Annotated in this window: 11 protein-coding genes; 3 read left to right on the top strand and 8 right to left on the bottom strand. The window is 72.9% G+C overall.

What is annotated here, in order from left to right; translation table 11 throughout:
* Positions 1-107: 107 nt before the first annotated feature.
* Positions 108-2,630 carry a phenylalanine--tRNA ligase subunit beta gene (pheT, locus tag LIV55_RS16465; protein ID WP_229300952.1) on the bottom strand — a complete coding sequence of 841 codons (2,523 nt, stop codon included), beginning with the start codon at positions 2,628-2,630 and terminating at the stop codon, positions 108-110.
* Positions 2,630-3,724: a phenylalanine--tRNA ligase subunit alpha gene (gene pheS, locus LIV55_RS16460; protein WP_123090781.1), complete on the bottom strand. Its 1,095-nt coding sequence runs from the start codon at positions 3,722-3,724 to the stop codon at positions 2,630-2,632. Before pheS ends, pheT begins: the two co-directional genes overlap by 1 nt.
* 177 nt (positions 3,725-3,901) lie before the next feature.
* Here pheS and LIV55_RS16455 point away from each other — a divergent pair, with 177 nt between their 5' ends.
* Positions 3,902-5,482: an AMP-binding protein gene (locus tag LIV55_RS16455; RefSeq protein ID WP_229301020.1), complete on the top strand. Its 1,581-nt coding sequence runs from the start codon at positions 3,902-3,904 to the stop codon at positions 5,480-5,482.
* Between the two features lie 24 nt (positions 5,483-5,506).
* Here LIV55_RS16455 and LIV55_RS16450 read toward each other — a convergent pair whose 3' ends face one another.
* The gene (locus tag LIV55_RS16450) at positions 5,507-6,727 is read right to left on the bottom strand and encodes a WXG100 family type VII secretion target (protein WP_229300951.1); all 1,221 of its coding nucleotides are present in this window, start codon (positions 6,725-6,727) and stop codon (positions 5,507-5,509) included.
* A gap of 150 nt (positions 6,728-6,877) precedes the next feature.
* Between LIV55_RS16450 and LIV55_RS16445 the strand changes: the two genes are divergently transcribed.
* Both LIV55_RS16445 and LIV55_RS16440 read left to right on the top strand, forming a co-directional pair.
* On the top strand, positions 6,878-7,339 hold the full coding sequence (locus tag LIV55_RS16445) for a Fur family transcriptional regulator (RefSeq protein WP_191681072.1): 462 nt from the start codon (positions 6,878-6,880) through the stop codon (positions 7,337-7,339).
* 87 nt (positions 7,340-7,426) lie between these two features.
* The gene (locus LIV55_RS16440; RefSeq protein WP_229300950.1) at positions 7,427-9,010 is read left to right on the top strand and encodes a catalase; all 1,584 of its coding nucleotides are present in this window, start codon (positions 7,427-7,429) and stop codon (positions 9,008-9,010) included.
* Between the two features lie 101 nt (positions 9,011-9,111).
* Here LIV55_RS16440 and LIV55_RS16435 read toward each other — a convergent pair whose 3' ends face one another.
* The 5 genes from LIV55_RS16435 to LIV55_RS16415 form a co-directional block, all read right to left on the bottom strand.
* Positions 9,112-9,894, bottom strand: a complete 783-nt coding sequence (locus LIV55_RS16435) for a TrmH family RNA methyltransferase (protein WP_229300949.1) — start codon at positions 9,892-9,894, stop codon at positions 9,112-9,114.
* Between the two features lie 26 nt (positions 9,895-9,920).
* Positions 9,921-10,301: a 50S ribosomal protein L20 gene (gene rplT / locus LIV55_RS16430; RefSeq protein ID WP_068274144.1), complete on the bottom strand. Its 381-nt coding sequence runs from the start codon at positions 10,299-10,301 to the stop codon at positions 9,921-9,923.
* Between the two features lie 39 nt (positions 10,302-10,340).
* Positions 10,341-10,535 (bottom strand): 50S ribosomal protein L35, encoded by a 195-nt coding sequence (gene rpmI / locus LIV55_RS16425; protein WP_068274142.1) that lies wholly within the window; start codon positions 10,533-10,535, stop codon positions 10,341-10,343.
* A 50-nt stretch (positions 10,536-10,585) separates the two neighbouring features.
* A complete protein-coding gene (infC, locus tag LIV55_RS16420) occupies positions 10,586-11,218 on the bottom strand; it encodes a translation initiation factor IF-3 (RefSeq protein ID WP_308012932.1) in 633 nt (210 codons plus the stop codon).
* 311 nt (positions 11,219-11,529) lie between these two features.
* Entirely contained in the window at positions 11,530-12,756 is a 1,227-nt protein-coding gene (locus LIV55_RS16415; RefSeq protein WP_191563433.1) for an MFS transporter, read from the bottom strand.
* Between the last annotated feature and the right edge of the window lie 59 nt (positions 12,757-12,815).

The following is a 12,815-nucleotide window of genomic DNA, read 5'->3' as shown; positions in this document are numbered from 1 at the left end:
GGCGGCGGCCACCGCGTTGTTTTCATAGACGCTAGCGCTCGTCGTTCGGCACCCGGGGGGGGCCCCCCCCCGCGCGCCGGGGGGGGGCCCCCGGGGCGCGCGACGCGTCAGCGCTGGACGGCGCCGGTGGCCCGGCCCGCCGCGGCGACCGCGCGGTCGCGCAGCGCGCTCACCTCGTCGGTCGTCAGCGTGCGGTCCGGCGCGCGGAAGGTCAGCCGGTAGGCGAGCGACTTGCGGCCCGCGTCGAGCTGGTCGCCGCGGTAGACGTCGAAGAGGGCCACCGACTCGAGCGCGTCCCCGGCGCCGGAGCGCAGGGCGAGCTCGACCCCGGATGCCGCGACGTCCTCGGCGACGACGAGGGCGACGTCCGTGCGGGCGGCCGGGTAGCCCGACAGCGTGCGCGCCTGCACGGGCACGCCGCTGGCGTCGACGAGGACGTCGACGTCGATCTCGGCGGCCACCGTGCGCTCCGGGAGGCCGAGCGCGGCGACGACCTTCGGGTGCAGCTCGCCGAGGTGGCCGACGAGGACGCCGTCGGCCGTGGTCACCCGGGCGCAGCGACCGGGGTGGTAGGGCATGACGTCGTCGGCCTCGAGCGTCAGGCGCAGCGCGAGCGCCTCGCCGAGCTGGGTGACGAGCTCGACGACGTCGGCGAGGTCGGCACGACGACCCGCACCCCACCAGCCGGCGCGGTCGCGGTCGCCGGCGAGGACGAGGGCGAGGTGCCGGGGCTGGGCGGGGACGGCCGCGCGGATCGCCGCGAGCGTCTCGGCGTCCGGGTGCACGCCGACGTCGGCGGTCGGCGCGGGCTGCTGCTCGCCCTCGCGCTGCACGACGAGCCCGGTCTCGAAGAGCGCGACGTCCTTCGCCCCGCGGGCGAGGTTGCGGCGCAGCGACTCGACGAGCGTCGTGAGCACGCGGGTGCGCATGAGCGGCTGCTCGTCGGAGAGCGGGTTGGCGACGACGAGGGTGCGCTCGCGCTCGGCCGCTGCGTCGAGCCCGAGGGCCTCGTGCTGGGCGTCGCCGACGAAGGGCGGGTTCCACACCTCGGAGAGACCCTGCGCCGCGAGCACGGTCGCGAGCAGACGGCGCACGCCCTGGCCGTGGGTCAGCCCGCGGCCGCCCGGCGCGGTCGGGACCACGGACGGGATGGCCTCGTAGCCCTCGAGCCGGGCGACCTCCTCGACGAGGTCCTCCCCCGTCGTGAGGTCGGGTCGCCAGGTCGGCGGGACGACGACGTACGTCTCGTCCTCGGTGCTCACCTCGCAGCCGATCTCGCGCAGGCGGCGCTCGACGGTCGGGCCGTCGTAGGGCACGCCGACGACGCGGCCGGGCAGGTCGGCGGCCATGCGCACCGGCTCGGGGCGCAGCGGCTCGCCGACGTCGGTGACACCGGGGTCGGCCGTGCCGCCCCCGTGCTCGACGAGCAGCTCGACGGCCATCTGGGCGGCAGCGGCGGCGAGCTGCGGGTCGACGCCGCGCTCGAAGCGGCGCGACGCCTCCGAGGGCAGCCGGTGACGGCGGGCGGTCCGGGCGACCGACACCGCGTCGAAGTGGGCCGCCTCGAGCAGGACGTCCGTCGTCGACGGACCGACCTCGCTGTCCTGGCCGCCCATGACACCGGCGATGGCGAGCACGCGCTCGCCCCCCTCGGTGACGAGCAGGTCCTGCGGGCTGAGGGCGCGCTCGACGTCGTCGAGGGTCGTGAGCCGCTCGCCGTCGCGGGCGCGGCGCACGACGACCGGCCCGTCGAGGGTCGCGACGTCGAAGGCGTGCAGCGGCTGGCCGAGGTCGAGCATGACGTAGTTCGTCACGTCGACGGGCAGCGAGATCGGACGCATGCCCGCCTCGGTGAGCCGCGTCGCCATCCAGTCCGGCGTGGGCGCGGAGACGTCGATGCCGCGCACGACGCGGGCGACGTAGCGGTCGCAGCCGGGACGGCCGCGCACCGGGGAGTCGTCGCGCAGCTCGACGGGGTAGCCGCCGGCGCCGGCCGCCGGGGCGCGCTCGGCGAGCGCGAGGGCCGGGTCGACGAAGGGGGCGCCCGTCGAGTGGGCGTACTCGCGGGCGACGCCGCGCACGGCGAAGCAGTAGCCGCGGTCCGGGGTGACGTTGATCTCGACGGTCTCGCGGTCGAGGCCGAGGAGCGGGATCGCGTCCTGGCCGGGCTGCAGCGAGGAGGCGTCGGGACGGTCGGTGAGCACGAGGATCCCGTCGTGGTCCTCGCCGATGCCGAGCTCGGCGACCGAGCAGATCATCCCGGCGCTCACGTGCCCGTAGGTCTTGCGCGCCGAGATCTCGAAACCGCCGGGCAGCACCCCGCCGGGGAGGATGACGACGACGAGGTCGCCCGCGTCGAAGTTGTGCGCGCCGCAGACGATGCCCTGGGGCTCACCGGTGCCGTTGGCGTCGCCGACGTCGACCGTGCACCAGTTGATCGTCTTGCCGTTCTTCTGCTCCTCCGGCTCGCGGGTGAGCACCCGGCCCACGACGAGCGGGCCGGTGACGTCACCGGTGTGCAGGCCTTCTTCCTCGAGCCCGACCTGCACGAGGGCGGCGGCCACGTCGAGGCCGCTCACCCCGTCGGGCAGGGTGACGTGCTCGCCGAGCCAGTCGACGGGTACCCGCATCAGATCTCCATCCCGAACTGGGCGTCGAATCGCACGTCACCCTCGATCATGTCGCGCATGTCGGACACCCCGGTCCGGAACATCAGCGCCCGGTCGATGCCCATCCCGAAGGCGAAGCCGGTGTACCGGTCGGGGTCGACCCCGCTCGCCGTGAGGACGTTGCGGTTGACCATCCCGCAGCCGCCCCACTCGATCCAGCCCGTGCCCTTGCACGTACGGCAGTCGGGGTCCTCGCCGCGGCACACGAAGCAGCGCAGGTCCATCTCGGCGCTCGGCTCGGTGAAGGGGAAGTACGAGGGGCGCAGCCGCGTCGTGATGCCCTCGCCGAAGAGCGAGGTCGCGAGCCGGTCGAGCGTGCCCTTGAGGTGCGCCATCGTCAGCCCCTCGTCGACGGCGATGCCCTCGACCTGGTGGAAGGCCGGCATGTGCGTCGCGTCGAGCTCGTCGGTGCGGAAGACGCGGCCGATCGCGGCGACGTAGAGCGGCACGCCGCGCTCGATGAGCGAGCGCGCCTGGACCGGTGAGGTGTGGGTGCGCAGGACGAGACCGGCGTCGGCGGGCTCGAGGTAGAAGGTGTCCTGCATCTGGCGCGCGGGGTGGTCGGCGTCGAAGTTCAGCGCGTCGAAGTTGAACCACTCGGCCTCGACCTCCGGACCCTCGGCGATCTCCCAGCCCATGCCGACGAAGAGGTCGGCGATGCGCTCGGACATCAGCTCGATGGGGTGCCGGCGCCCGAGCGGGCGGCGGGCCGCGCGCTGGGTGACGTCGAGGGTCTCCTCGCGCAGGATCCGCTCGTCGCGCTCGGCCTCGAGCTCTCCCTGGCGGGCCGTGAGGGCCTGGGCCACCCGGCCGCGGGCCTGCCCGACGCGCTTGCCGGCCTCGGCCTTGGCGCTCGGGGGCAGGGCGCCGATCTCTCGATTGGCCAGGGCCAGCGGGCTCTTGTCCCCCTGGTGGGCGGGGCGCACGGCCTTGAGCTCCTCGAGGGAGCTCGCGGCGGCGATCGCGGCGAGGGCGGCGTCGACGGCCTCCTCGACGGCGGCGGGCGCGAGCGCGGCCACCTCGACGGGGTCGTAGCTGGTGTTGGGTCCGGACACGCCTGAGAGTCTAGGTAATGCCCGCGGGAGATCTCACCGCGGTTTCGCTCGCGCTCGCGGGCGGCAGGGGTGACGATGGCCAGGGCCCGACGACGCAGCCGGGCCGACCTGCCCGACCGACGAAGGAGTCACCCCGTGCCCGAGCCCAGCCACGCCGTGGGACGCACCGACCTGCCGATGCCCGAGCGCACGATCGGCGCCGACCTCGACGCGACGGTCGCGGCGCACGCAGACCGGGACGCGCTCGTGGAGATGGCGAGCGGGCGGCGCTGGACCTACGCCCAGCTGCGCCGCGACGTCGACGAGCTGGCCCGCGGCTTCCTCGCCATGGGCGTGCGGCCGGGTGACCGCGTCGGCATCTGGGCCCCGAGCTGCGCCGAGTGGACCCTCACCCAGTACGCGACGGCGAAGATCGGCGCCGTCCTCGTCACCGTCAACCCCGCCTACCGCACCCACGAGCTGCAGTACGTCCTCGCCCAGGCCGGCACGAGCGTGCTCGTCTGCACGCAGTCCTTCAAGGGCAGCGACTACCCGCAGATGGTGGCCGAGGTGCGCGACGAGCTGCCGGAGCTGCGCGAGGTCGTCGTCATCGGCACGCCGTCGTGGGACGCCCTCGTGGCCGGCGCGCGGTCCGTTGACGCCGACGAGCTCGCCCGGGTCGGCGAGGGGCTCGCCCCGGACGACCCGATCAACATCCAGTACACGTCGGGCACGACGGGCTTCCCGAAGGGGGCGACCCTCTCCCACCGCAACATCCTGGGCAACGGGTGGTTCGTCGGCGAGGGCTGCCGCTACACGCACGAGGACCGGATCTGCATCCCCGTGCCCTTCTACCACTGCTTCGGCATGGTCATGGGTAACCTCGCGGCCACCTCGCACGGGGCCTGCATGGTCATCCCCGCCCCCGCCTTCGACCCCGCCCTCACGCTCGCCGCCGTGGCGGCCGAGCGGTGCACGAGCCTGTACGGGGTGCCGACGATGTTCATCGCCGAGTGGGCCCTGCCGGACCGCGAGAGCTACGACCTGTCCACCCTGCGCACGGGGATCATGGCCGGCTCCCCCTGCCCCGCCGAGCTCATGCGCCAGGTCCTCGACGCCGGGATCAGCGACATGACGATCTGCTACGGCATGACCGAGACCTCGCCGGTCTCGACGCAGACGAGCCCGGACGACCCCTTCGAGGCCAAGGTCGGCACCGTCGGGCGCGTCGGACCTCACCTCGAGGTCAAGGTGGTCGACCCGACCACCGGCGAGACGGTGCCCCGCGGCGAACCCGGCGAGCTGTGCACGAAGGGGTACTCCGTGATGCTCGGCTACTGGCGCGAGCCGCAGAAGAGCGCCGAGGCGATCCGCGACGGGTGGATGCACACGGGCGACCTCGCGGTCATGGACGACGAGGGCTTCGTGCGGATCACCGGGCGGATCAAGGACGTCGTCATCCGTGGGGGCGAGAACATCTACCCCCGCGAGATCGAGGAGTTCCTCTACACCCACCCCGACGTCCTCGACGCCCAGGTCATCGGGGTCCCCGACGATCGCTACGGCGAGGAGCTCATGGCCTGGGTGCGTCTGCGTGAGGGCGCCGAGCCGATGACCGCGCAGTCGCTGCGCGACTTCTGCACCGGCCGCCTCGCCCACTACAAGATCCCGCGCTTCGTCCACGTCGTCGACGACTTCCCGATGACCGTCACCGGCAAGGTGCGCAAGGTCGAGATGCGCGAGGCGGCCGCGCAGATCCTGCGGCGGGACGGTGCCTGACGACGGGCGAAGGGGTGCGCCCCCTCAGTCGTCGAGCTCGACCTCCTGGAGGGTCCCGTCGGGCTTCACGGGGTTCTCGAGGCCGTTGGGCAGGAAGGGGTTGTCGGAGTCGAGCACGTCCTGGCGGTAGGGCTCGGCGTCGGACTCGTTGCTGATGACGAGCTGCCCGTCGCGGATGACGAGCCCCTGCGACAGCGGGCTGAGGTCGTCGCGGACGACGGTCTGCTCCCCCGTCACCGGGTCGACCTGCACGAGGTTCGACGGGTCGTCCGGGCCACGGGACTGCGTGAAGTAGTAGTGCTCGCCGTCGCTGACGAGCCCCTGGATGTTGTACGGGGCCTCGAAGGTGTGGACCGGCTCGGGCATCCAGGTGCTCGGCGGGCCGGGCGAGTACGCCGGGGTCGGCAGCTCTCCGTCCGGTCCGAGCTCGTACTCGTAGACCGTCGGGGTGTCGCCGTCCGCGTCGCCGCGGTTGAGGTACTCGGCCACGACGAGCCGCCCGTCGGCGACGGTGAGCGTCGAGCCCGTCGGCACCCGCACCGTCTCGACCGGGGCGGTCGGGTCGGCGGAGGTGTCGTCACCGCCGGCCGCGAGCAGGGTGTCGAGCGAGTAGCGCTGGACGTACGAGCCGTCGCTGCCCTCCTCGCCGTTGCCGGAGACGTAGACGTTGTCCCCGTTGACGGCCAGGCCGCCGTAGTGGTCGTTGCCCTCGACGGGCACGTAGCGCGTCTGGCCGTCCTCGGTCTGGATCGCGAGGAGCCCCTGCTCGGGGTTGTCGTGGTCGTAGAAGGCCCAGACGTAGGCGCCCTCCTCCTCGCTGTAGCCGAAGCCCTGCGGCACCCACGGGCGCCCGTCGTCGGGATAGGGGATCTCGACGTCCTCGGCGCTGGGCAAGGGGCCGCGGCGACCCCCACCGGGATCGGTGCTCGTGCGGACCGGCCCGGTGCCGCCCGTCCCGGGCGCGCCGCCGCCCCCTTCGCCGCTCGCCGCGCGCTGGTCGGCCGCCTGCTGCCGGGCCCGCTCCGAGACGAGGCGCAGCATCGCCGACGCGTCGCCCAGCGAGCGGTGGGCGCCCTGCCACTGCTGCCCGAAGGACTCGACGTCGGGGCCCGACCACGACTGCCCGAGGACCGCTATCCCCGAGGTGCCCGTCTGCGCGACGACGTCGACCCGGTCGGCCAGCGCCGACAGCGCCACCCCCACCTGCTCGACCCGCTCCGGGTCCTGCCCCTGCGTCACCGTCATCGGCTTCCCCCGTCTCTCGCGCACGGCCTGCTCGTCCCGGGTCAGCGTAGGGGCACCCCCGCCGCTGGCCCATGGGGACGACTCCCCGGCCGACGCCCCGCCGGGCGCCCTAAACTTGACTGGTTCCAGATCATGCGGGACTCTGGACGGATGCACCCCACCCTGTCCCCCGACGACGCCGCGCAGATGCTGCGTGCGCGGTCGCTGCGGGTGACCGCGCCGCGGGTCGCGGTCCTCACGGTGCTTGCCGCGACACCCCACGCGACGGTCGACGTCATCACGACCTCGACCCGCGAGGTGCTCGGCTCGGTGAGCACCCAGGCCGTCTACGACGTCCTCGCCGCTCTCGCCCGCGCCGGCCTCGTGCGCCGTTTCGAGCCGGCCGGGCACCCGGCCCGCTACGAGATCGAGCTCGGCGACAACCACCACCACCTCGTCTGCCGCTCCTGCGCGACGATGGTCGACGTCGACTGCGCGACGGGCTCCGCCCCCTGCCTCGACGCCGCCGACGACAACGGCTTCGCCATCGACGAGGCCGAGGTCATCTACTGGGGCCTGTGCCCCCGGTGCCAGGCCGAGCTCGAGCCGGCGCTGAGCGTGGACGCCCGCTGAGCGCACAGCCCCCCGGTGGGTCATGATCGAGGTGGGCCGCCGCGACGCGGACCGGCCGGCTGAGATCTCGACCGAGGAGCACAGCGCATGTCCACCCCTTCGCACCCCGCCCCGCACGCAGGCCCTGACGGGACCGTCGACGTCTCCGGGCCGTCCACCACCGCCAGCGGTGCGCCCGTCGCCAGCGACCGCAACAGCCTCTCCGTCGGGGCGAACGGCCCGCTGCTGCTCCACGACCACCACCTCGTCGACACGCTCGCCCACTTCAACCGCGAGAACATCCCAGAGCGCAAGCCGCATGCGAAGGGTTCCGGCGCCTTCGGCCGCTTCGAGGTGACCGGGGACGTCAGCCGGTACACGAGGGCCGCGGTCTTCCAGCCCGGGACGACGACCCGGATGCTCGCGCGCTTCTCGACCGTCGCCGGCGAGCTCGGCTCGCCCGACACGTGGCGCGACGTCCGCGGCTTCTCGCTGCGCTTCTACTCCTCCGAGGGCAACTACGACCTCGTCGGCAACAACACCCCGGTCTTCTTCGTCCGCGACCCCATGAAGTTCCCCCACTTCATCCGCAGCCAGAAGCGCCTGCCGGACTCCGGGCTGCGCGACATGACGATGCAGTGGGACTTCTGGACCGCCAACCCCGAGTCGGCGCACCAGGTCACCTACCTCATGGGTGACCGCGGGCTCCCCCGCACGTGGCGTCACATGAACGGCTACGGCTCGCACACGTACATGTGGGTGGACGCGCAGGGCGAGCGCTCCTGGGTGAAGTACCACTTCCACAGCGAGCAGGGCGTCGAGGCGCTCACCGGCGAGGCCGCCGAGCGGATCGCCGGGTCGGACGCGGACTTCCACCGCCGCGACCTCTTCGAGGCGATCGAGCGCGGCGACGCCCCGCGCTGGACGATGTCGGTGCAGGTCATGCCCTACGAGGACGCGAAGGCCTACCGGTACAACCCCTTCGACCTCACGAAGGTCTGGCCGCATGAGGACTACCCGCTCATCGAGGTCGGCACGATGACCCTCGACGAGAACCCCGTGAACTTCTTCGCGCAGATCGAGCAGGCCGCCTTCGCGCCGAGCAACACCGTGCCCGGCATCGGCTTCTCCCCCGACAAGATGCTCCTCGGCCGGGTCTTCGCCTACGCCGACGCGCACCGCGCGCGGGTGGGTGTCAACGCCGACCAGCTGCCGGTCAACCGCCCCGCGGTCGAGCGCACCAACGCCTCCGTCTTCGACGGGGCGATGACCTACGAGCACTCCGGTGCCGCGCCGACCTACCTGCCGAACAGCTACGGACGCCCGCACGCGGACGAGACCGGCCCGGTGGCCGCCGGGTGGGAGGCCGACGGCGAGATGGTGCGCTCGGCCTACGAGCTGCACCCGCAGGACGACGACTTCGGCCAGGCGGGGCTGCTCGTGCGTGAGGTCTTCGACGACGCGCAGCGCGAGCGGCTCGTCGCCACCGTCGCGGGCACCCTGCCCGACGTCGTCGAGCCCGTCCTGTCACGGGTCTTCGAGTACTGGCGCAGCGTCGACGGCGACATCGGCGCGCGCATCCAGGCCGCCTACGAGGAGGCGAAGGGGGCCAGCCTCCCCGGCGGCGACGCCGACGACGCCAAGGCCGAGCAGGACGTCATCAGGGAGTCCCGCACCCACGCGGACGCCTGAGCGGCGCCCTCGAGGGACCCGAGGACGACCCGAAGGGGGTGCCCCTCACCGTGGTGAGGGGCACCCCCTTCGTCGTGCGCGGGTGATGCGCTCGGGCCAGCTCAGGCGCGGGTCGAGGCGTAGAGGCACAGGGTCGCCGCCATCGCGAGGTTCAGCGACTCGGCGTGCCCGTAGATCGGGACGCGGACGACCTCGTCGCAGGCGGTGAGGAGGTCGTCGGGCAGGCCCCAGGCCTCGTTGCCCATGACCCAGGCGTGGGGGCGGGTGCGGTCGACCTCGTCGACGCTCGCGCGGCCCGAGCCGTCGGCGGCGTAGGTGCTCACGCCGGCCTCGTCCAGGCGGGCCAGGGTGGTGGGCACGTCGAGACCGGTGACGACCGGGACGTGGAAGAGGGAGCCGACGGTCGAGCGGACGACCTTCGGGGCGGTGACGTCGACCGAGGACCCCGAGACGAGGACGGCGTCGGCCCCCGCGGCGTCGGCACCGCGGATGACGGTGCCGAGGTTGCCGGGGTCACGGACGTTGGTGAGGAAGACGAGGGTGCGGGGGCCGACGGCGAGGACGTCGTCGAGCCCGGCGGGCTGCCAGCCGACGACGGCGGCCATGCCCTGCGGGTGCTCGGCGTCGCACATCGCGGCGAGGACCTCCTCGCTCACCTCGTGCACGAAGCGACCCGCCTCGCGCGCGTCGTGGACGACGTCGGCGTAGCGGTCGGCCGCCTCGGCGGTGACGTAGAGGTCGACGACGTCGTGGGGGGCGAAGCGCACGGCCTCGCGCACGCCCTGGGGACCCTCGACGAGGAGGCGTCCCGTGCGGCGTCGCACGGGACGACGAGAGAGCCCTCGCACCGACCGCACCCGGTCGGAACCGGGGTTGGTCAGCACGGGGCTCTCTCGGTGCTGCTCTGCGCTCAGGCGCTGGCCGTCTCGGTCTGCGCCGGGACGTTGGCCCGGGCGATCTCGACGAGCGCGGCGAAGGCGGCCTCGTCGTTGACGGCGAGCTCGGCGAGCATACGACGGTCGACCTCGATCTCAGCGGCGCGCAGCCCCTGGATGAAGCGGTTGTACGTCATGCCGTTGGCGCGGGCGCCGGCGTTGATGCGCTGGATCCACAGGCGACGGAAGTCGCCCTTCTTGGCCCGGCGGTCGCGGTAGCTGTAGCCCAGCGAGTGGGTGACCTGCTCCTTGGCCTTGCGGTAGAGCCGCGAGCGCTGACCGCGGTAACCGCTGGCCCGCTCGAGGACGACCCGGCGCTTCTTCTGGGCGTTGACCGCCCGCTTCACGCGTGCCACGTGAGTACTCCTTCGTTGTGGGGTGTGTCGACTGGCAGGTCAGAGGCCGAGGAGCCGCTTGACCTTCTTGGTCTCGGCCGGGCTCAGCTCGACGTCGTTCGCCAGGCGGCGGGCGTGCTGCGGGGTCTTCTCGTGGAACTTGTGCACGTGGTTGGCGCGCTGGCGCATGATCTTGCCCGAGCCGGTCACCCGGAAGCGCTTCTTGGCACCGCTGTGCGTCTTGTTCTTCGGCATCTCGCCGTTCTCCTTGCTGATCTGCTCTGCTGGTTGGCGGGGGACGGCGCTCAGGCCTGCGAGGTGCTCTCGCTCGCGGGGGCCTGCTCGACCTGGTCGGCCTGGACCTCGGTGCTCTCGACCTCGGTGGTCTCGGTCTGCGGGGTCTGGGCCTCGACGGCCTCGGCCTGCGCGGCCTCGTCCTTCATCCGACGCTGCTGGGCGCGTGCCTCGGACTTCTTCTTGGTCGGCCCGAGGACCATGACCATGTTGCGGCCATCCTGCTTCGGCGAGGACTCGACGAAGCCGAGCTCGGCGACGTCCTCGGCGAGACGCTGCAGGAGACGGAAGCCCAGCTCCGGGCGCGACTGCTCGCGGCCGCGGAACATGATCGTCACCTTGACCTTGTCGCCGGCGCTGAGGAAGCGCACGACGTGGCCCTTCTTCGTGCCGTAGTCGTGGGCGTCGATCTTCGGGCGGAGCTTGATCTCCTTGATGATCGTGTTGACCTGGTTCTTGCGCGCTTCGCGCGCCTTCATGGCGGCTTCGTACTTGTACTTGCCGAAGTCCATGAGCTTGGCCACAGGGGGCTTGGCCATCGGGGCGACCTCGACGAGATCGAGGTCGGCCTCGGCGGCCAGACGGAGGGCGTCCTCGACCCGGACGATCCCCACCTGCTCCCCGTTAGGCCCGACAAGCCGCACCTCGGGGACACGGATGCGGTCGTTGATGCGAGGCTCGCTGATGTGATGCTCCTTCGTCGGTGGTCCTGGTCCCGGCACGACGAAGGGCTCCTCGCCGTGCGAGGAGCCCACCTGGACACGAGCACCACGACGCCGTCGGACCCCCGCCGAGACGGCGAGGCCGAGGACGACCGTGACGGTCGCGACCTGAGACCCGGCCGATCGAGTCGGCCCGGGTGGAAGCGGTGAAGCCCCTCTTGCGCTGCACGCGGACGTGCAACCGGTCGACGTCAAGACTAGCAGCGGCCCCGCGGCCGACGAAATCAGCCCGGTCAGCCCACGCGGGCGGGCGGGCGCGAAGCCCGGGCCGACGCGACGGAGCGGCTGCGCCGCCGCGCCTGGAGCACGACGAGAGCCGCTCCCGCGACGAGCAGACCCGCCACGGAGACCGCGACGAACCCCGCCGGGGCACCGGCGTGGTCGATCGCGAAGCCCGCGACGGGAGCACCGAGGGCGCTGCCTCCGGTGATCGCCGACCCGTGCCAGCCGAGGGCCTCGCCGCGCGAGCGCTCGGGCACGATCCGGCTCAGCTGCTCGGTCGTCGCGGTGAGCGTCGGCGCGCAGAAGAAGCCGGCGAGCAGCAGGGCCAGGCTGCTGACGAGCGTCGACGAGGTGAGCGCGACCGGCAGCGTGGCGAGCGCGAGGGCGACGAGGAGCACGTGCGCGGGGACGCTGCGGTGCCACATGCCGTAGAGCAGACCGCCGACGAGCGAGCCGAAGGCCCACACGGCCATCGCGACCGCGACCCCCGTCTCCTCCCCCACCGCGCGCAGCAGCGCGACGACCGAGACGTCGGTGCCCGAGAGGATCACCGTCGTCGCGGCGGTCATCGCGAGCACGGCGACGGCCGCGCCGGAGAACCACGAGCGCGCCGGGGCGAGGGTCGAGGAGGACTGCGTCGAGTCCTGGGCGGGCGCGTCGCTGACGATCGTCGGGTCCATCCACCACATCGCCGCCGCGCCGAGGACCCCCAGCCACATGAGGACGAGCAGGACGTAGCGGGTGTCGAGGGCGCTCGCGGCGACGACGCCGATGGCGGGGCCGATCATGAAGGAGATCTCCGTCGCGACGGAGTCGAGCGAGAGCGCGCTGCGGCGCTGCTGCTCGGGCACGGCGTGGAGAATCATCTGGCGCAGCACCCCCCAGATCGGCACCTGGAAGAGGCCGGCGACGACGACGGCCGCGACGAGCGGCCAGTACGACAAGAAGGGCGCGACCGACCACACGAGCGGCAGCACGACGAGCGAGGGCACGAAGGTGCGGCGCAGGCCCTGCCGGTCGACGAGCCGGCCGCGCCACGGGTTGCTCACGGCGAGCGCGAGGGTCAGGGCCATGCTCGCGATGCCGGCCTTGCCGTAGCTCTGCCCGAGGTGGGTGACGACGTGCAGCGTGAGCGCGATGAGGCTCGCCGCCATCGGGGTGCGCAGGATGATGCCGAAGATCAGCGCGTGGCGCACCTGCGGGATCCGCAGCACGTCACGGTAGGGGGCGATGGTCACAACCACCTATGGTGCGGCTGCCCCGCCCTCCCCGGCAAACCGGTCCCGACGCGAGGCGA

The organism is Janibacter melonis (assembly GCF_020567375.1).
Taxonomy (GTDB): Bacteria; Actinomycetota; Actinomycetes; order Actinomycetales; family Dermatophilaceae; genus Marihabitans; species Marihabitans melonis.
Note: the sequence above shows the minus strand (reverse complement) of the source record. Positions and strands in the feature narration are given on the sequence as shown.

Excerpts from the sequence above, each read along its gene's own strand:
- pheT (WP_229300952.1), bottom strand. The coding sequence starts at position 2,630 with ATGCGGGTACCCGTCGACTGGCTCGGCGAGCACGTCACCCTGCCCGAC.
- LIV55_RS16455 (WP_229301020.1), top strand. The coding sequence starts at position 3,902 with ATGCCCGAGCGCACGATCGGCGCCGACCTCGACGCGACGGTCGCGGCG.
- LIV55_RS16450 (WP_229300951.1), bottom strand. The coding sequence starts at position 6,727 with ATGACGGTGACGCAGGGGCAGGACCCGGAGCGGGTCGAGCAGGTGGGG.
- LIV55_RS16445 (WP_191681072.1), top strand. The coding sequence starts at position 6,878 with ATGCACCCCACCCTGTCCCCCGACGACGCCGCGCAGATGCTGCGTGCG.
- LIV55_RS16440 (WP_229300950.1), top strand. The coding sequence starts at position 7,427 with ATGTCCACCCCTTCGCACCCCGCCCCGCACGCAGGCCCTGACGGGACC.
- rpmI (WP_068274142.1), bottom strand. The coding sequence starts at position 10,535 with ATGCCGAAGAACAAGACGCACAGCGGTGCCAAGAAGCGCTTCCGGGTG.